This is a genomic window from Streptomyces sp. NPDC058812 (genome assembly GCF_042744565.1).
Lineage (GTDB): Bacteria > Actinomycetota > Actinomycetes > Streptomycetales > Streptomycetaceae > Streptomyces > Streptomyces thinghirensis.
Genome location: NZ_JBHYOB010000020.1, coordinates 134,502 through 152,695, shown reverse-complemented (window position 1 = coordinate 152,695; position 18,194 = coordinate 134,502). Strand labels below are relative to the sequence as shown.

Below are 18,194 nucleotides of genomic sequence, written 5' to 3'. Positions count from 1 at the left end.
ACGCCGGCCGCTCAGGAGGCGTGGACGACGAGGGGACGTGTGTCATGCCGGTTGCGATCATCACGGGAGCTTCGAAGGGACTGGGCCGGGCGCTCGCCGAGGCTTTGGCGGCGCGGGGCTGGGACCTGGTGCTGGACGCCAGGACGCCGGAGGTGCTCAAGGAGACCGCGGCGGTGCTGGAGGCGTACGGAACGCGCGTGACGGCGCTGCCCGGGGACGTCACCGACGCCGGGCACCGGGCCGGGCTGATCGCGGCGGCCCGGCGGCTGGGCGGGGTGGATCTGCTGGTCAGCAACGCCAGCGCGCTGGGCGCGGAGCCGCTGGTGCGGCTGGAGGAGCTGCCGCCGGCCGGGCTGCGGCGGGCCCTGGAAGTGAACGTCGTGGCCGCGCTGGGCCTGGTCCAGGAGGCGCTGCCGTCGCTGCGCGCGGCCCCGGCGGGCGCGGTGCTGACGGTCAGCTCGGACGCCGCGGCGGAGGCCTACGAGACGTGGGGCGGCTACGGGGCGTCCAAGGCGGCCCTGGACCAGCTGGCGGCTGTGCTGGGCGCCGAGGAGCCGGGGCTGCGGGTCTGGGCGGTCGATCCCGGGGACATGGCCACCGACCTGTACGCGGCGGCCGTACCGGACGACGACGATCCGCGGCCCGATCCGGTGAATGTCGTCCCGGCGCTGCTCAGGTTGCTGGACGAGCGGCCGGCCAGCGGTCGCTACGGCGCTCCGGCGCTACTGGAGGGACCGCGATGACGCTGGCGCTGCGCGTTCCGGAGGAGCTGTCGGCGCGGGTACCCGCCGAACAGCGGGGGCCCGGGCTGGACCGGGACGGCGTACGGCTGCTGGTGTCGCGTGGCACCGAGGTGTCGCATCACGGGTTCCGGGAGCTGCCGGGGCTGCTGCGGGCAGGGGATCTGCTCGTCGTCAACACGTCGGCCACGCTGGCCGCGGCCGTCGACGGGCGTGTCGGGGACGCGCGCGTGGTGGTGCACTTCTCCACGCGCGGGGACGACGGCCTGTGGGCGGTGGAGCTGCGGGATCCCGACGGAAGCGGCACCACGCGCGCGCGTGCGGGCGGGCCGGAGGGGACGGAGGTGCGGCTCCCCGGCGGTGCGCGGCTCGTGCTGGAGGAGCCGTTGAGTGCGCGCGGGGAGCGGTTGTGGTGGGCCCGCGTGTCGGGGGCGGAGGTGCCCGTGGTGCTGCGGGAGAACGGACGGCCCATTCGTTACTCCTACACGGAGCGGGATCAGCCGTTGTCCGCGTACCAGACGGTGTTCGCGCTGCCGTCCGCGGACGGGACGGGCAGCGCGGAGATGCCGAGCGCGGCACGGCCCTTCACGGCGCGGTTGGTGGCGGAGCTGGTGAGCCGGGGGGTGCAGTTCGCGCCGGTGACGCTGCACACGGGGGTGGCTTCGGCGGAGTCGCACGAGCCGCCGTATCCGGAGCGGTTCTCCGTGCCGGAGGCGTCGGCACGGCTGATCAACGCCGCCGGGGCCGGTGACGGGCGGGTGGTGGCGGTGGGGACGACGGCCGTGCGGGCGGTGGAGTCGGCGGCCGGCGCCGACGGGGTCGTACGGGCCCGGGCGGGGTGGACCGATCTGGTCGTGACTCCGGAGCGCGGGGTGCGGGTGGTCGACGGGCTGCTGACGGGGCTGCACGAGCCCGAGGCCTCGCATCTGCTGATGCTGGAGGCGGTGGCGGGGCGGGCGGCGATCGACCGTGGGTACGAGGCGGCGGTGCGCGGTCGCTACCTGTGGCACGAGTTCGGGGACGTCCATCTCCTCCTGCCGTAGGAGCTGCCGCGGGCGGGGGTGCGCAGGCCCTCACACACTGCATTGCTTCAGCAACCAACGGTGAGAAGGGCGGGGGGCGGGTGTGAGCCCGCGCATAGGGCGCACGTCACGTACGAAGGGGAGTAGGAGAGCGACTCGTCCGTTTTGAGCGGGGCGGATGGTCCAATCTGCCCCGCTTCGCCCTTCCCTGATCCACTATCCCGGATCGTACGTCACACCTTTGCCTCCGAATTTTGCGGCCGCTAAGAATTGCTCTCGTCGCTCAACGCCGTGGGTTGTCGCCCCGCGGCGTTTGTGCCGGAAGCATCCCTGTCCCCACCGGACGAGAGCGACCTCCGCGCTATTCGAAGAGGTCTATCCCGCCATGCCCAAGAACATCTTCACCCGTGGTCATAGTCGTCCCCTGAACCGCACCCACAAGCTCGCGATAGCCGGTGTCGGCACGTTCGGCGCCGCCGCCGTCGCGCTCACCGCGGTGCCGGCCAGCGGTCAGACGACCACGAGCGAGGCTGCCGCTCCGAAGGCCAAGGTGGCGTACAGCACCGAGCAGATCCAGGACGTGCACGCCGGTGTCACCGGCCAGCTCGCCGGCGCCAGCCAGAAGGTCGCCTCCATCGAGGCGAAGAAGGAGGCGACCGCCAAGGCCGCCGCCAAGAAGAAGGCCGCCGCCGAGAAGGCCGCGGAGAAGCGCGAGGCCAAGGAGACCGCCAGCCGGTCCGCCAAGCGCGCCGAGGTCAAGAAGGCCTCGACGAAGAGCTACTCCGACAACCTCGACGGCTGGATCCGCGAGGCCCGGGACATCATGAAGAAGCACGGCATCCCGGGTACCTACGAAGGCATCCACCGCAACATCATGCGGGAGTCCTCCGGCAACCCGAAGGCCATCAACGACTGGGACATCAACGCCATCAACGGCATCCCGTCCAAGGGCCTGCTCCAGGTGATCCCGCCGACGTTCGAGGCCTACCACGTGCCCGGCACGTCCAAGAACATCTACGACCCGGTCGCCAACATCGTCGCCGCGTGCAACTACGCCGCGGACAAGTACGGCACCATGGACAACGTCGACAGCGCGTACTGAGGTCGGCGCGGACCTCTTCACGACGTCGCCGACGCCGATCCGAACGCCGAAGGGCGGCACCCTCCTGACGGGGTGCCGCCCTTCGGGGCGTCGCGGCCGCGGGTTACTTGCGCATGACCTCGGGCTCGTGGCGACGCAGGAAGCGGGCCACGAAGAAGCCGCAGATCACGCCGAGGACGATCAGCGCGGCCATGTTCAGGCCCCAGGCGCCGACGGTGTGCTCCCACAGCGGATCCGCCTCGGCGCCCTTCTCGGGCGGGCTGATCCTGTTGAAGTCCAGCGTGGCGCCGGCCGCGGCGACCGCCCAGCGCGACGGCATCAGGTACGAGAACTGGTTGACGCCGACCGCACCGTTCAGGGCGAAGAGGCAGCCGGTGAAGACGACCTGGATGATCGCGAACATGACCAGCAGCGGCATGGTCTTCTCGGCGGTCTTCACCAGCGAGGAGATGATCAGGCCGAACATCATCGAGGTGAAGCCCAGCGCCATGATCGGCAGGGACAGCTCGACGAGCGTCAGCCCTCCGAGGACCAGTCCCTCCTCCGGGATCTCCCGGGTGGCGAAGCCGATGACGCCGACCAGCAGACCCTGCAGGACGGTGATCATGCCGAGCACGAAGACCTTGGACATCAGGTACGCGGAGCGTGACAGGCCGGTCGCGCGTTCCCGCTCGTAGATGACCCGTTCCTTGATCAGCTCACGGACGGAGTTCGCGGCGCCGGCGAAGCAGGCGCCGACCGCGAGGATCAGCAGGACCGTGGTGGCCGTGCCGTTGGGAATGATCCGGCCGGTCTGCGGGTTGGCGGGATTGGGCAGCAGGCCCTTGTCGGCATCGATGAGCAGGCTCACCGCGCCGAGTACCGCCGGCAGGATCACCATCAGGGCGAGGAAGCCCTTGTCCGAGACGATCACCGACACGTAGCGCCGCACCAGCGTGACGAACTGGGACATCCAGCCCTGCGGCTTCGGCGGCTTCATCGCCTGCATCGCCGGTACCTGTACGGACTGCGGCGCGACGGCGTCGATGTCCGCGGCGTACATCTGGTAGTGCTGCGAGCCCTTCCAGCGGCCCGCCCAGTCGTAGTCGCGGTAGTTCTCGAAGGCGGAGAAGACGTCGGCCCAGGTGTCGTAGCCGAAGAAGTTCAGCGCCTCCTCGGGCGGGCCGAAGTAGGCCACCGAGCCGCCCGGCGCCATCACCAGCAGCTTGTCGCAGATCGCCAGCTCGGCAACCGAGTGGGTGACGACCAGGACGGTGCGGCCGTCGTCGGCGAGGCCGCGCAGCAGCTGCATGACGTCGCGGTCCATGCCCGGGTCGAGGCCGGAGGTCGGCTCGTCCAGGAAGATCAGCGACGGCTTGGTGAGCAGTTCCAGGGCCACGGAGACACGCTTGCGCTGGCCGCCGGACAGGGACGTGACCTTCTTGTCCTTGTGGATGTCCAGCTTCAGCTCGCGCAGCACCTCGTCGATGCGGGCGTCGCGCTCGGCGGCCGTGGTGTCGGCCGGGAAGCGGAGCTTGGCCGCGTACTTGAGGGCCTTCTTGACGGTCAGCTCCTTGTGCAGGATGTCGTCCTGCGGGACCAGACCGATGCGCTGACGCAGCTCGGCGAACTGCTTGTACAGGTTCCTGTTGTCGTAGAGGACCTCGCCCTGGTCGGCGGGCCGGTAGCCGGTGAGCGCCTTGAGCAGGGTCGACTTGCCGGAGCCGGACGGGCCGATGACCGCGATCAGCGACTTCTCGGGTACGCCGAAGGAGACGTCCTTGAGGATCTGCTTGCCGCCGTCGACCGTGACGGTCAGGTGACGGGCGGAGAAGGACACCTCACCGGTGTCGACGAACTCTTCGAGCCGGTCGCCGACGATGCGGAACGTCGAGTGGCCGACGCCCACGACGTCGGTCGGGCCGAGCAGCTGGGAGCCGCCCTTGGCGATCGGCAGACCGTTGACGTACGTGCCGTTGTGCGACCCCAGGTCGCGGATCTCCATGCGCCCGTCGGGCGTCGCGTGGAACTCCGCGTGGTTGCGGGAGACCTGCAGGTCGGAGACGACCAGCTCGTTCTCCAGGGCACGGCCGATGCGCATCACGCGGCCGAGCGAGAACTGGTGGAACGTGGTCGGGCTGCGGTCCCCGTGGACCGGCGGCGCCCCCGCCGCGCCACCGGGCCCCTGCTGCTGGGGGAAGGGCGGCGCGGCCTGCTGCGGCTGCGGCGCGTGCTGCTGCCAGCCGGCCTGCTGCTGCCCGTGCTGCTGGGCCTGGTACGGCGGGGCCTGCTGCTTCTGCGGCTCCTGCGCCGGTGCCTGCTGCGCCCAGCCGGCGTTCGCACCCTGCGCGGCGTACGGCTGCTGCTGGGGCTGGGCCTGCGGATTGCCGACGGCGGCCTGGGCGCCGGTCAGGCTCACGCGCGGTCCGTCGGTCGCGTTGCCCAGGTTCAGCACCGTGCCGGCGCCGAGCTCCACCTGCTGGATCCGCTGCCCGTGCACGAACGTGCCGTTGGTACTGCCGTGATCCTCGACGACCCAACCGCGGCCGTTGAAACTGATCGTGGCATGCCGCCAGGAGACCCTGGCATCGTCGAAGACAAGCTCCCCCTGCGGATCGCGTCCGAGCGCATATGACCGGGACGGGTCGAGCGTCCAGGTCTGTCCATTGGATTCCAGTACGAGTTCCGGCACTCCATGCCCCACTGAGTTGTCCCCCGATGTGCTCCCGTCGCGGGGAGTCTAGGGATGTCGAACATCGGGGGGAACTATTTCAGGCTCGGCCCCCTGACCGAAAGTCGGGCCTTGTGAAGAGTGCGTAGGCACCCTCCCGGCCGTTCCCGTTGACGGGGTTGAAACCTGCCCGGAGAGTGGTATTCCACGCGAGGGGGACATGCGCGGCAACTCCGCCGCGCAGCGGATCGGGGGGTCTGCCATGAGCGCGTCCACAAGCGTCGGAACCGAGGGGTACGACACCAAGGTGCCCTGGGGAGACGTCCTGCTGTCCGCGATCGCCTCCGTGAGCTGGGCGTTGATCGGTATGGCGGGGACGGCGGCGCTGGGTCTGCATCTGCTCGACGCGGACGCCGCGGGCTCGCTCGGCCCGATGACCGCGGCGGTCGTGGCGCTCGGCGCGGGCGGTTCGGTCACACCGGCCGGTGATGTGTCCGCGTTCGGGCTGCAAGGGGCCCAGGCGCACACGGCCATCGAGATCACGCCACTGGGTGTCGGTCTGGTCGGTGCGCTGCTGCTGTCGTTCTTCTTCCTACGGTCCCTGCGGGCGGCCGGAGTTGTGGTCGCGCCCGCCGAACTCCTCGCGCGCGCGGGTGCGGTGATCGCCCTTTTCGTGGCGATGACGGGCGGGCTGGCCTGGGCGGGGCACGGCGTCGTCACGATCGACGGCGGCTCGCTCGGACTGGACGACCTGCCCGGCGGGGGTGGCGGCGGCATCGAGATCCCGGGGCTCGGTGACGTGGGCGACATCGGCGGGCTGCTGCCCGACCGGATCGGTGACGTCGTCGACGCCGAGGCGGCCGTCGGCTTCACCGTCGACACCGCGCCGACGCTGCTCGGCGGGCTGATCTGGTCCGCCGGGGTCCTGCTGATCGCGCTGCTGGCCTCGCGTCGCACTCCCCTGCCGCGCGGGTTCGGGGCCGTGCACCGGGTGGTGCGACCGGCGGTGTCGGCCATCGTCACGGTGGCGCTCACCGCGGTGGCGGCCGGTTTCGCGGCAGCGGCCTGCGCGGCGATCGGCGACGACCACCCCCGGCGGATCGCCGGGGCCGCGCTGCTGGGCGCGCCGAACGGGGTCTGGCTCGGTGTTCCGATCGGCCTGTACGTGCCGTGGGACGGGCGGGCCACGGGCGGGCTGGTCGGGGTACTCCCCGCTCCGCTGGACGAGCTGCTGAGCGCCGGCGCCGAGGAACCGGTCACGCTCGGGCGGCTGGCGGAGCTGGACGGGCGGGTGTGGCTGCTGGGGGTGGCGGCGGCGCTGATGATGCTGCTGGCCGGTGTGCTGACGGCGGTACGGACACCGGTGGTGCGGGGCGACGCGCGCTCCCTCGCTTTCGCCGGGCGGTGTGCTCTGCGGCTGGGCGTCGCGACCGCGCCGGCGCTGCCGCTGCTGGCCTGGCTGACGGAGGTGTCCGTGAACGCCTCGCTGTCGGTGCTCGGCGTCGACGCGTTCGGCGCGGGCATCGCCCTGCGTGGACACCTCGGCACGGCGCTGCTGCTGGGTGCCGTGTGGGGCGCGGGGGCCGGAGCCGCCGGGGCGCTGCTGGCACGGGCGAGCGGGGCGGCCGGGGCGCGAGCGACGCCCTTGGCACGGGGTGCCGGGACGGCTGGCGCGGAGGCCGCGGTCGGGGGTGGCGGAATCGCGGGCGACATGACGTACGCGAGGCCACCGTCGGGACCGTACTGGCCGGGCGCGCCGCAGCGGCCGCCCGCCCCCGGCGCCAATCCGTACCTGCGGTTACGGGAGGGGGCGGGAGAACCCGAGGATGCGCGGCCGGCGGGGCCGCGTACCCCGCCACCGCCCGCTGCGGGGCGGACGCCGGCGAGCGGACGGCCCGCCCCCGGAGCCCAGCCGCACGGCGGCGCGGGGCAGGGGCGCGAGGACGTGGGTCGGCGCCCCGAAGGCGCAGGGCAGCAGCCCGACGGCGACGAGCAGCCCGACGGCGACGAGCGGCACGGCGGCGACGATGTGTACGGCGCCCCTACGGTGGCCGGGCCGCTGGGGCCGCCGCCGCGACGGCCTCCGCGGCCCGGGGGCCGGCCACGGTCCCGGTGGGGCGAAGGCCCCCCGCCCCCGCCTCCCCCGCCTCCGGCGCCGCCGCGGCACCCCGGGGACGGCCGGTGAAGCGCTCGGCCCCGGGCCGGGGTGGCGGTGGCCGACCCCGACGTCGCCGTACCGGAGCAGCCGCCGTCCCGGGCGGTGGCCTCGACGCCGGGAACGGCCGGCCGAGACGGGTCGCCGTCCCCCTGGGAGCGGAAGCCCCCTGCCGTCTCCTCCAGCAGCGCCGCGACGGACGAACAAAGGGCGGAACATGATGCGGGCGGCCCGCGTGGGTGTCTCGTATGCCTCCGGGCCGCGGTGGCCACCGCCCTGAGCGGTACGGCGGCCGCCGCGGCCTGGAGGACGGCCCGAGGTCGTGGCACCCGGCCGGGGTGGAGGCCGGCGTGCGCCGGGCCGCCGTCCTCGCCGGGGCGAGGAGCGATCGGCTCCCCGGGCTCCAGCGCCCGCGCTCGCCCTCGCAATTCCAGGAGGCGACAGTGGAAGGGAAGGGGCGAGTCGGCCCGTCCCGGGTGTCGTGTCCGTCAGGCGGACCTCGGGGGCGGGAGGCACCGGGTGCCGGATACGGTTGGAGCACCATGAGCGCTTCGCAGACCTCTGACGTTCCCACGCTTCTCGTCAAGATCTTCGGCAAGGACCGACCGGGCATCACGGCCGGCCTGTTCGACACCCTCGCCGCCTACTCCGTCGACGTGGTCGACATCGAGCAGGTCGTCACCCGTGGCCGGATCGTGCTGTGCGCGCTCGTGACCGAGCCGCCCCGAGGGCTGGAGGGCGACCTGCGGGCGACCGTCCACGGCTGGGCGGAGTCGCTGAAGCTGCAGGCGGAGATCATCTCCGGCATCGGCGACAACCGGCCGCGCGGTCTCGGCCGCTCCCTGGTCACGGTGCTCGGCCACCCGCTCACCGCGGAGGCGACCGCCGCCATAGCGGCCCGGATCACCGAGTCCGGCAGCAACATCGACCGTATCTTCCGGCTGGCCAAGTACCCGGTCACCGCCGTCGAGTTCGCAGTGTCCGGCGTGGAGACCGAGCCGCTGCGCACCGCGCTGGCCACCGAGGCCGCGGCGCTCGGTGTGGACGTCGCGGTCGTCTCGGCGGGGCTGCACCGGCGGGCGCAGCGCCTGGTCGTGATGGACGTGGACTCCACGCTGATCCAGGACGAGGTCATCGAGCTGTTCGCCGCGCACGCCGGCTGCGAGGACCAGGTCGCCGAGGTGACGGCGTCCGCGATGCGCGGAGAGCTGGACTTCGAGCAGTCGCTGCACGCGCGTGTGGCGCTGCTGGCGGGGCTCGACGCCTCGGTGGTGGAGAAGGTGCGCGGCGAGGTGCGGCTGACACCGGGTGCCCGCACGCTGATCCGCACGCTGAAGCGGCTCGGCTACCAGGTGGGGGTCGTCTCCGGCGGCTTCACCCAGGTCACCGATGATCTCAAGGAGCGGCTGGGGCTGGACTTCGCCCAGGCCAACACGCTGGAGATAGTCGACGGCAAGCTGACCGGCCGGGTCACCGGGGAGATCGTGGACCGGGCGGGCAAGGCGCGGCTGCTGCGCAGGTTCGCCGCCGAGGCGGGCGTGCCGCTGTCGCAGACCGTGGCGATCGGCGACGGGGCCAACGACCTGGACATGCTGAACGCGGCCGGGCTCGGCGTCGCCTTCAACGCCAAGCCGGTGGTGCGCGAGGCGGCGCACACCGCGGTGAACGTGCCCTTCCTGGACACGGTCCTGTATCTGCTGGGCATCACCCGCGAGGAGGTCGAGGCGGCGGACACGTCGGACGAGGGCCTCGGCGAGGGCCTCGGCCTCCCTCTCGACCGGATCTGACCCGGCGGGCGAGCGCCCGGCCCAGCCAGCACCCGACACAGCCAGTACCCGACACGGCGAGCACTCGACACGGCGAGCACTCGACACGGCCAGGAGCCGACAAGGCCAGGCCCCCCGCCCCGCGCAGGGCCCGGACCGCCTGGGTGCCGGGCCCTGCGGCGTGGGGTCGGATCAGTCGGTCGGCGCCCAGTAGTCGGCCAGGGAGGCCGCGCCCGGCTCCACGTCCTTCCAGGAGCCCGTGAAGGTCAGGACGGCGAAGGCCGCGGTCGGGAAGCCCCGGCTGCCCATCCGCTCGCGGGCCTCGTCCTCGGTCGAGCCGGCCAGGATCTCGGCGAGTCCCTCCATGCCCGGGTTGTGGCCGATCACCAGCACGTTCCGCAGGTCGTCGGGGGTCTCGTTGAGCACGGCGATCAGCTCGCCGGGCGAGGCCTCGTAGATCCGCTCCTCATAGACGGTTTTCGGCCGCTGCGGGAACTCCTGGACGGCGAGTTTCCAGGTCTCGCGGGTCCGGATCGAGGTGGAGCACAGGGCCTGGTCGAAGGGGATACCGGTATCCGCCAGCCGGCGCCCGGCCTCTGCGGCGTCCTTGCGGCCCCGATCGGCGAGCGGTCGCTCGTGGTCGGTCACCTGTGGCCAGTCGGCTTTCGCATGCCGGAAAAGGACAATCCTGCGGGGTTCTGCGACGCTCATGGCATCCAGCTTCGCATGAAACAGGCCACGGGGCGCAGGGAGTTGACATGCGGATTCGTCGCCTGGGGCGCATCCGGGCGCCGATCCGGCCTCAGTGCGCGGTCAGCTGCCGCACCCGCTCCAGGAGGTGGGCGATCGCGGGCTCACCGGCGGCGGCGTGTGCCTCGGCGGGATCGAGTATCAGCAGGAGCAGCGTGACGAAGGCGAGCACGGGCAGGGCGAGGGCCCACCAGGGCAGCCGGATCTCGACGCCGCCCCGGGTCGCCTGGGGAGGCCGGGTGTGGGTAGGGGCCGACATGAGTGCCTCCGCTGGTCTTCGGGCGTCCCGGTCCGTGCTCCGCGGCTCGCCTGTCGCGGCCACATCTCGAAACTACGGAATCCGCGGGCCCCAACCCATCCGGAAGTCCACCCACTTGACCCTGACCCTCGCCCCCTAGGGGATGGTGGGGTTAACCCCACCATCAGGCGGACGAGGCCGGCATCACGGCGAGGCGATCGTCGCGATGATGCCGATGATCACGAAGATCGCGAGGAAGCCGCCGAAGACGTACAGCATCTTCTTCTGGCCGTGCTGAGGGTTCGGGTCGAGGACTGGCATGAGGCAAGTCTCGCATCCGTCGCCCGCTCCGGGGCAGGCGGGCCGCCGACCGGGCGGGCGGGCCGCTGCCGGGATCAGCGGGCCGCTTCCTCCTCCACCGTGCGGTCGCGCCCCGCCAGGAAGCCCACCACGATCTGCGGCACCATCAGGGCGCTCATCAGCGCGATCGGCAGGCCCCAGCCCCCGCTGTGCTGGTAGAGCACGCCCACCAGCAGCGGGCCCGGGATGGAGATCAGGTAGCCGGTGCTCTGCGCGAAGGCGGACAGCTGGGCGACGCCCGCGCCCGTCCTGGCCCGCATCCCGACCATGGTCAGCGCGAGCGGGAAGGCGCAGTTGGAGACGCCGAGCAGCAGAGCCCAGGCCCAGGCGCCGCCGGCCGGGGCGAAGTACAGGCCGGCGTAACCGGCGAGCCCGCACACGCCCAGTACCAGCACGATCGGGCCCTGATGGGGCAGGCGGGTGGCCACGCGCGGGATGACGAAGGCGAGCGGCACGCCCATCATCATGATGACGGCGAGCAGCAGCCCCGCGGTGCCGGCGGACACGCCCGCGTCCCGGAAGATCTGCGCCATCCAGCCCATCGTGATGTAGGCGGCGGTGGCCTGGAGGCCGAAGAAGACGGCGAGCGCCCAGGCCGTACGGCTGCGGGTGATCCGCAGCGGGGGCTGTTCGGCGGGCTGCTCCGCCGGCCGGTCCGCACGCGCGGTCGCGGGCTCGGCGGTGCCCTCGTCGGCCCCGCGGGAGGCGTCCTGGGCGGGCGACGGGGTGGGCGGCGCCTTCCGGGGCCGTACGAACGGGATCCACGGCAGGACGGCCGCCGCCGCCAGCGCCGCCCACACCGCGAGGCCGGGCTGCCAGTGCCCGCCCAGCGCGTTCGTCACGGGCACGGTGGCCGCGGCGGCGATCGAGGTGCCGAAGGCGAGGGCCATCGAGTACAGGCCGGTCATGGTGCCGACCCGATCGGGGAAGAAGCGCTTGACGATGACCGGCATCAGGACGTTGCTGACCGCGATGCCCATCAGGGCGAGGGCGGTGGCGGCCAGGAAGCCTGCCGTGCCGCCTGCGTACGGGCGTATGAGCAGGCCCGCGGTGATGGCGGCCATGCCCGCGCAGACCACCGCGCCGGGCCCGAAGCGGCGGGCCAGCCGCGGGGCGGTGACCCCGAAGACGGCGAAGCAGAGAGGGGGCACGGAGGTGAGCAGTCCGGCCACGCTGCCGCTCATGCCGAGCCCGTCGCGGACCTCTTCCAGGAGCGCGCCCAGGCTCGTGATGGCGGGGCGCAGGTTGAGCGCGGCCAGGACGATGCCGAGGATGAGCAGGCGGGTCGTCCACGTCGTCCACGCGCGCGTGCCGGGCGCCGTGCCGGGCTCCTGGGCCTCGTGAGCGGCCGGCTCGCCGAGGGGCGCGGACTTGGAGGTTCCCGTCCGAGTTCCTGTCCGCGTTTCCGTCCGCGTTTCCGTCCGGGTTTCGTCACTAGCCATGAGACCCATCATAGAATCATGGGATGATTGATTGTCCACTCGCGTGCGAAGGTGAGCCATGCCTCTGAGTCACCCCCGTCGTTCGGCGCTGTCCGAGCAGGTCATCGCGGCACTGCGCCAGCAGATCACCTCGGGCGAGTGGCCGGTCGGCTCCCGCATCCCGACGGAGCCCGAGCTGGTCGAACAGCTCGGCGTCGCCCGGAACACGGTCCGTGAGGCGGTCCGCGCGCTGGCCCACAACGGCCTGCTGGACATCCGCCAGGGCTCCGGTACGTACGTCGTGGCGACCAGCGAGCTGGCGGGGGTGATGCAGCGCCGCTTCGCCGACGCCGACCCCCGGCACATCGCCGAGCTGCGTTCGACCCTGGAGTCCGCCGCCGCCCGGCTGGCCGCCGAGCGGCGCACGGAGAAGGACCTCAAGCAGCTCGACGCGCTGCTGGTACGCCGCGAGGAGGCCTGGGAGACGGGCGACACGGAGGCGTTCGTGACGGCGGACGCGACCTTCCACCTGGCCGTCGTGGCCGCCTCGCACAACGACGTGATGACCGCCATGTACGCGGACCTCGGCGAGGTGATGCGGGACTGGCTGCGCGTCGACGTCGGCAGCGAGCTGACGCCGGAGACGCACATGGACCACACGCGGCTGGTCGACGCCGTCCGCGCGGGGGACGCCGTGACGGCCGCGGAAGAGGCGGCCGGCTATCCGTTCCTGTGCCGCCCGGGCCGGGTCAGCGCGCCCGCTGGTGACTGACCCACGCCGCCTGGACCTCCTTCCAGCACCGTCCGTCCAGACGTACGGTCTGCGCGGGGCCGGCCCGGACCGCCGAACCGTCGCTGTCGAGGTCCCACCAGCGGGCGCACTCGACGTGCAGACGCACGTGGTCGGTCTCCGGGTACGGGTTGTGGCAGTAGGCGGTCACGTCGGAGTCGTCGACGCGAACCCTGCATTCGGCGCCGAACAGCTGTCCCGACACGCTGTCCGCGGCGGGCACGCGCGCGTGGGACATGGCTTCGTACGGCAGGACCAGCACGAACGCGAGGGCGACGGTCGCTGAGGCCAGGCGAGGGAGCAGACGCACAAGGGACCTCCTCGGCCGTACTGGGGAGGGAGAACGCGGGGTGGACCCGTGCTTCAGCGTGCGCCGCCGGCCGCCCCGCCGCCCGGCCGACTGGGCCGAACGGGTGACATGCCAAAGGCCCGCGCCCGGGAAGGACGCGGGCCCCGGAAGGGCGACCGGTCAGGCGCCGATGGCGTGCAGGCCACCGTCGACGTGGACGATCTCGCCCGTGGTCTTGGGGAACCAGTCGCTCAGCAGCGCGACGACACCGCGGCCGGCCGGCTCCGGGTCCTTCAGGTCCCACTCCAGCGGGGAACGGCTGTCCCACACCGAGGCCAGCTCGCCGAAGCCCGGGATGGACTTGGCGGCCATGGAGCCGAGCGGGCCGGCCGAGACCAGGTTGCAGCGGATGTTCTGCTTGCCCAGGTCACGGGCCATGTAGCGGTTGGTGGCCTCCAGGGCGGCCTTGGCCGGGCCCATCCAGTCGTACTGCGGCCAGGCGAACTGCGCGTCGAAGGTCAGGCCGACGACCGCGCCGCCGTTCTGCATCAGCGGCAGGCAGGCCATGGTCAGCGACTTCAGGGAGAAGGCCGAGACGTGCATGGCGGTGGCGACCGACTCGAACGGCGTGTTGAGGAAGTTGCCGCCGAGCGCGTCCTGCGGCGCGAAGCCGATGGAGTGGACGACGCCGTCGAGGCCGCCCAGCTCCTCGCCGACGACGTCGGCCAGGCGCCCGAGGTGCTCGTCGTTGGTGACGTCCAGCTCGATGACCTTGGTGGGCTTGGGCAGCTTCCTGGCGATGCGCTCGGTCAGCGTGGGCCGCGGGAACGCGGTGAGGATGACCTCCGCGCCCTGCTCCTGGGCCAGCTTGGCGGTGTGGAAGGCGATGGAGGCCTCCGTCAGCACACCGGTGATCAGGACGCGCTTGCCCTCGAGAATTCCGCTCATGGTGATCAGTGACCCATTCCCAGTCCGCCGTCAACGGGGATGACGGCTCCAGTGATGTACGAGGCGTCGTCCGAGGCGAGGAACCGCACCGTCGCGGCGATCTCCTCCGGCCGCGCGTACCGGCCCAGCGGCACCTGCGACACGATGTTCGACCGCTGCTCGTCGGTGAGCGCCTTGGTCATGTCCGTGTCGACGAAGCCCGGCGCGACGACGTTGAAGGTGAGGTTGCGCGAGCCCAGCTCACGGGCGAGGGAGCGCGCGAAGCCGACCAGGGCGGCCTTGGAGGCGGCGTAGTTCGCCTGCCCCGCGGAGCCGAGCAGCCCGACCACCGACGAGATGAGCACGACGCGGCCCTTCTTGGCGCGCAGCATGCCCCGGTTGGCACGCTTGACGACGCGGAAGGTGCCGGTGAGGTTGGTGTCGACGACGGAGGTGAAGTCCTCCTCGGACATGCGCATCAGGAGCTGGTCCTTGGTGACGCCGGCGTTGGCGACCAGGACCTCGACGGGACCGTGCGCTTCCTCGATCTCCTTGTAGGCCTGCTCCACCTGCTCGCTGTCGGTGATGTCGCACTTGACGGCGAGGCAGCCCAATTCGGTCAGGGCCTCCGGCGGCTCACCCGAACGGTACGTGATCGCGACCTTGTCACCGGCGTCGGCGAAAGCGCGGGCGATGGCGAGGCCGATGCCCCGGTTGCCTCCGGTGACGAGAACCGAGCGGCTCAACGGATCACCCTTTCGATAGCGTTCTGGTACCCGCCCGGACACCCGGTTGACAGGCGGCGATGACAGGCGGCTTCCTCGAAAACCTATCGGTCCCCGCCCGTCCGCAAAGACTCGGGCGCCCACAGTGGCTTACGGGGCTGGCTGTCGGGTCCCTACAGAAAGGACCCGGCCGCGGAGGCCCGGCCACGGCCCGAAAGGTGTGGTCCCCGTCCGGCCCGACGCGACATGATGCGGCGCAGCCCCCGGTGTCGCGGCAGACGACCGGTCACGTCGACAGAAAGAGACGCAGGTGCCTCACAGCATCGACGAAGCCTTCACGGCACTCCCCCTACGAGCCCTCGCCGACGCCGCCCTCGCACGCGCGCGTGCCCTCGGTGCCGAGCACGCCGACTTCCGGCTGGAGCGGGTGCGCGACGCCTCCTGGCGGCTGCGGGACGCCAAGCCCGCCGGGTCCTCCGACACCACCGACCTCGGGTACGCGGTGCGTGTGGTGCACGGCGGTACGTGGGGCTTCGCGTCGGGGGTGGACCTGACGATGGACGCCGCCGCCAAGGTCGCCTCCCAGGCGGTGGCGATGGCGAAGCTGTCCGCGCAGGTGATCAAGGCGGCGGGGTCCGAGGAGCGCGTGGAGCTGGCCGACGAGCCCGTGCACGCCGACCGGACGTGGATCTCGTCGTACGAGATCGATCCGTTCACCGTGCCGGACGCGGAGAAGTCGGCCCTGCTGGCCGACTGGAGCGCGCGGCTGCTGGCGGCCGACGGGGTCGACCACGTCGACGCCTCGCTGCTCACCGTGCACGAGAACAAGTTCTACGCCGACACCGCCGGGACCGTGACCACGCAGCAGCGGGTGCGGCTGCATCCGGTGCTCACCGCCGTTTCGGTGGACGACTCCAGCGGCGAGTTCGACTCCATGCGCACCCTCGCGCCGCCCGCCGGACGCGGCTGGGAGTACCTGACCGGCACCGGCTGGGACTGGGACGCCGAGCTGGCCGAGATGCCGGAGCTGCTGGCCGGGAAGATGCGGGCGCCGAGCGTCGAGGCGGGCCTGTACGACCTGGTCGTCGACCCGTCGAACCTGTGGCTGACCATCCACGAGTCCATCGGGCACGCGACCGAGCTGGACCGCGCCCTCGGCTACGAGGCCGCCTACGCCGGCACCTCCTTCGCCACCTTCGACCAGCTCGGCACGTTGCGCTACGGCTCGGAGCTGATGAACGTCACCGGCGACCGCACCGCCGAGCACGGGCTGGCGACCGTCGGTTACGACGACGAGGGCGTCGAGGGCCAGTCCTGGGACCTGGTGAAGGACGGCACGCTGGTCGGCTACCAGCTCGACCGGCGCATCGCGCGGCTCACCGGGTTCGAGCGGTCCAACGGGTGCGCCTACGCCGACTCCCCCGCCCATGTGCCCGTGCAGCGCATGGCCAACGTGTCGCTGCGGCCGGATCCCGGCGGGCTGTCCACGGAGGACCTGATCGGGGGCGTGGAGCGCGGGATCTACGTCGTCGGGGACCGGTCCTGGTCCATCGACATGCAGCGCTACAACTTCCAGTTCACCGGGCAGCGGTTCTTCCGGATCGAGAACGGGCGGCTCGCCGGTCAGCTGCGGGACGTGGCCTACCAGGCGACGACCACCGACTTCTGGGGGTCCATGGCGGCCGTCGGCGGTCCGCAGACCTATGTCCTGGGCGGCGCCTTCAACTGCGGCAAGGCGCAGCCGGGACAGGTCGCGGCCGTCTCGCACGGCTGCCCGTCCGCCCTCTTCAAGGGAGTCAACATCCTCAACACCACCCAGGAGGCGGGTCGATGAGCGCGGGTACGAACAGGCCGCACGAGATCGTCGAGCGGGCGCTGGAGCTGTCCCGGGCCGACGGGTGCGTCGTCATCGCCGACGAGGAGTCCACCGCCAACCTGCGCTGGGCGGGCAACTCGCTCACCACCAACGGCGTCACGCGCGGCCGCACGCTCACCGTCGTCGCCACCGTCGACGGCCGGGAGGGCACGGCGTCCGGGGTCGTGTCGCGCTCCGGCGTGACCGTGGACGAGCTGGAGCCCCTGGTGCGCGCCGCGGAGGCCGCCGCACACGGCGCCGGACCGGCCGAGGACGCGCAGCCGCTGGTCACCGGTGTGCCCGCCTCGCCCGACTTCACCGACGCGCCCGCTCAGACGTCGTCGGCCGTGTTCGCCGACTTCGCCCCGGCCCTCGGGGAGGCGTTCGCACGCGCGCGGGCGGGCGGCCGGGAGCTGTACGGCTTCGCCAACCACGAGCTGACGTCGACGTACGTGGGCACGTCCACGGGGCTGCGGCTGCGGCACGACCAGCCGGGCGGGACGCTGGAGCTGAACGCCAAGTCGCCGGACCGCACCCGGTCGGCGTGGGCGGGGCGCGCCACGCGGGACTTCAAGGACGTCGACCCGGCGGCGCTCGACGCCGAACTGGCCGTACGGCTCGGCTGGGCTCAGCGGCGGGTGGATCTGCCCGCGGGCCGGTACGAGACGCTGCTGCCGCCGACCGCGGTCGCGGACCTGCTGATCTACCAGCTGTGGTCGGCCTCGGGGCGGGACGCGGCCGAGGGGCGCACGGTGTTCTCGAAGCCGGGCGGCGGCACGCGCGTCGGCGAGCGGCTCGGCGAGCTGCCGCTGACCCTGCGCAGCGATCCGCACGAGCCGGGTCTGCAGAGCGCGCCCTTCGTGGTCGCGCACTCCTCGGGCGGCGATCAGTCGGTGTTCGACAACGGGCTGCCGGTCGGGGCCACCGAATGGATCCGCGCGGGCGAGCTGAACCGGCTGACGACCACCCGGCACAGCGCCGGGCTGACCGGGCTGCCGGTGGCACCGGCGATCGGCAACCTGATCCTGGACGGCGGCGACCCCGACCGGTCCCTGGACCGGATGGTCGCCGGCACCTCGCGCGGGCTGCTGCTCACCTGCCTCTGGTACATCCGAGAGGTGGACCCGGCGACGCTGCTGCTGACCGGGCTGACCCGGGACGGCGTCTACCTCGTCGAGAACGGCGAGGTCGTCGGCGAGGTGAACAACTTCCGGTTCAACGAGTCGCCGGTGAGCCTGCTGGGCCGGGCCACGGAGGCGGGGCGCACGGAGAAGACGCTGCCCAGGGAATGGGGCGACTGGTTCACCCGGGCCGCGATGCCCGCGCTGCGCGTCCCCGATTTCAACATGAGCTCTGTCAGCCAGGGCGTATAACCTCGTAGTCGGCTGTCACCCGACTGCCCGA

At 72.3% G+C, this 18,194-nt stretch carries 16 protein-coding genes; 8 read left to right on the top strand and 8 right to left on the bottom strand.

The annotated features are described in order from the left end of the window. Positions 1–44 precede the first annotated feature (44 nt). From ACFW48_RS31820 to ACFW48_RS31810, 3 genes are all read left to right on the top strand, one after another. A complete protein-coding gene (locus ACFW48_RS31820; RefSeq protein WP_386320791.1) occupies positions 45–743 on the top strand; it encodes an SDR family NAD(P)-dependent oxidoreductase in 699 nt (232 codons plus the stop codon). After that, positions 740–1,783, top strand: a complete 1,044-nt coding sequence (locus ACFW48_RS31815; protein ID WP_386320788.1) for an S-adenosylmethionine:tRNA ribosyltransferase-isomerase — start codon at positions 740–742, stop codon at positions 1,781–1,783. The genes ACFW48_RS31820 and ACFW48_RS31815 overlap by 4 nt, the downstream gene beginning before the upstream one ends. 364 nt (positions 1,784–2,147) lie before the next feature. After that, entirely contained in the window at positions 2,148–2,864 is a 717-nt protein-coding gene (locus ACFW48_RS31810; protein WP_386320785.1) for a transglycosylase SLT domain-containing protein, read from the top strand. Positions 2,865–2,967: 103 nt separating this feature from the next. On the opposite strand, the gene ACFW48_RS31805 is transcribed toward ACFW48_RS31810, so the two are convergent. Further along, entirely contained in the window at positions 2,968–5,535 is a 2,568-nt protein-coding gene (locus tag ACFW48_RS31805) for an FHA domain-containing protein (protein WP_386320783.1), read from the bottom strand. A 241-nt stretch (positions 5,536–5,776) separates the two neighbouring features. On the opposite strand from ACFW48_RS31805, the gene ACFW48_RS31800 reads away from it, so the two are divergent. Beyond that, a complete protein-coding gene (locus tag ACFW48_RS31800) occupies positions 5,777–7,699 on the top strand; it encodes a streptophobe family protein (protein ID WP_386320781.1) in 1,923 nt (640 codons plus the stop codon). Positions 7,700–8,211: 512 nt separating this feature from the next. Continuing rightward, a complete protein-coding gene (gene serB, locus ACFW48_RS31795; RefSeq protein ID WP_386320779.1) occupies positions 8,212–9,456 on the top strand; it encodes a phosphoserine phosphatase SerB in 1,245 nt (414 codons plus the stop codon). Between the two features lie 171 nt (positions 9,457–9,627). On the opposite strand, the gene ACFW48_RS31790 is transcribed toward serB, so the two are convergent. The 4 genes from ACFW48_RS31790 to ACFW48_RS31775 form a co-directional block, all read right to left on the bottom strand. Further along, positions 9,628–10,146, bottom strand: coding sequence for a SixA phosphatase family protein (locus ACFW48_RS31790; protein ID WP_386320776.1), 519 nt, complete (start codon positions 10,144–10,146; stop codon positions 9,628–9,630). Between the two features lie 91 nt (positions 10,147–10,237). Then, complete coding sequence (locus tag ACFW48_RS31785; protein WP_386320773.1) at positions 10,238–10,444, bottom strand: hypothetical protein; 207 nt, start codon at positions 10,442–10,444, stop codon at positions 10,238–10,240. A 183-nt stretch (positions 10,445–10,627) separates the two neighbouring features. After that, entirely contained in the window at positions 10,628–10,744 is a 117-nt protein-coding gene (locus tag ACFW48_RS31780; protein ID WP_121746300.1) for an SGM_5486 family transporter-associated protein, read from the bottom strand. A 74-nt stretch (positions 10,745–10,818) separates the two neighbouring features. Beyond that, entirely contained in the window at positions 10,819–12,237 is a 1,419-nt protein-coding gene (locus ACFW48_RS31775; RefSeq protein ID WP_386320771.1) for a CynX/NimT family MFS transporter, read from the bottom strand. 46 nt (positions 12,238–12,283) lie between these two features. Between ACFW48_RS31775 and ACFW48_RS31770 the strand changes: the two genes are divergently transcribed. After that, on the top strand, positions 12,284–12,976 hold the full coding sequence (locus ACFW48_RS31770) for a FadR/GntR family transcriptional regulator (protein ID WP_386320768.1): 693 nt from the start codon (positions 12,284–12,286) through the stop codon (positions 12,974–12,976). On the opposite strand, the gene ACFW48_RS31765 is transcribed toward ACFW48_RS31770, so the two are convergent. The 3 genes from ACFW48_RS31765 to fabG form a co-directional block, all read right to left on the bottom strand. Beyond that, on the bottom strand, positions 12,954–13,304 hold the full coding sequence (locus ACFW48_RS31765) for a hypothetical protein (protein WP_386320766.1): 351 nt from the start codon (positions 13,302–13,304) through the stop codon (positions 12,954–12,956). The genes ACFW48_RS31770 and ACFW48_RS31765 overlap by 23 nt on opposite strands. A 159-nt stretch (positions 13,305–13,463) precedes the next feature. Next, positions 13,464–14,231 carry an enoyl-ACP reductase FabI gene (gene fabI / locus ACFW48_RS31760; protein WP_386320764.1) on the bottom strand — a complete coding sequence of 256 codons (768 nt, stop codon included), beginning with the start codon at positions 14,229–14,231 and terminating at the stop codon, positions 13,464–13,466. A 5-nt stretch (positions 14,232–14,236) separates the two neighbouring features. After that, the gene (fabG, locus tag ACFW48_RS31755) at positions 14,237–14,956 is read right to left on the bottom strand and encodes a 3-oxoacyl-[acyl-carrier-protein] reductase (protein ID WP_386320762.1); all 720 of its coding nucleotides are present in this window, start codon (positions 14,954–14,956) and stop codon (positions 14,237–14,239) included. A 289-nt stretch (positions 14,957–15,245) separates the two neighbouring features. Here fabG and ACFW48_RS31750 point away from each other — a divergent pair, with 289 nt between their 5' ends. Beyond that, complete coding sequence (locus tag ACFW48_RS31750) at positions 15,246–16,769, top strand: TldD/PmbA family protein (RefSeq protein ID WP_386320761.1); 1,524 nt, start codon at positions 15,246–15,248, stop codon at positions 16,767–16,769. Next, positions 16,766–18,163, top strand: a complete 1,398-nt coding sequence (locus ACFW48_RS31745; protein WP_386320759.1) for a metallopeptidase TldD-related protein — start codon at positions 16,766–16,768, stop codon at positions 18,161–18,163. Before ACFW48_RS31750 ends, ACFW48_RS31745 begins: the two co-directional genes overlap by 4 nt. Positions 18,164–18,194: the final 31 nt, after the last annotated feature.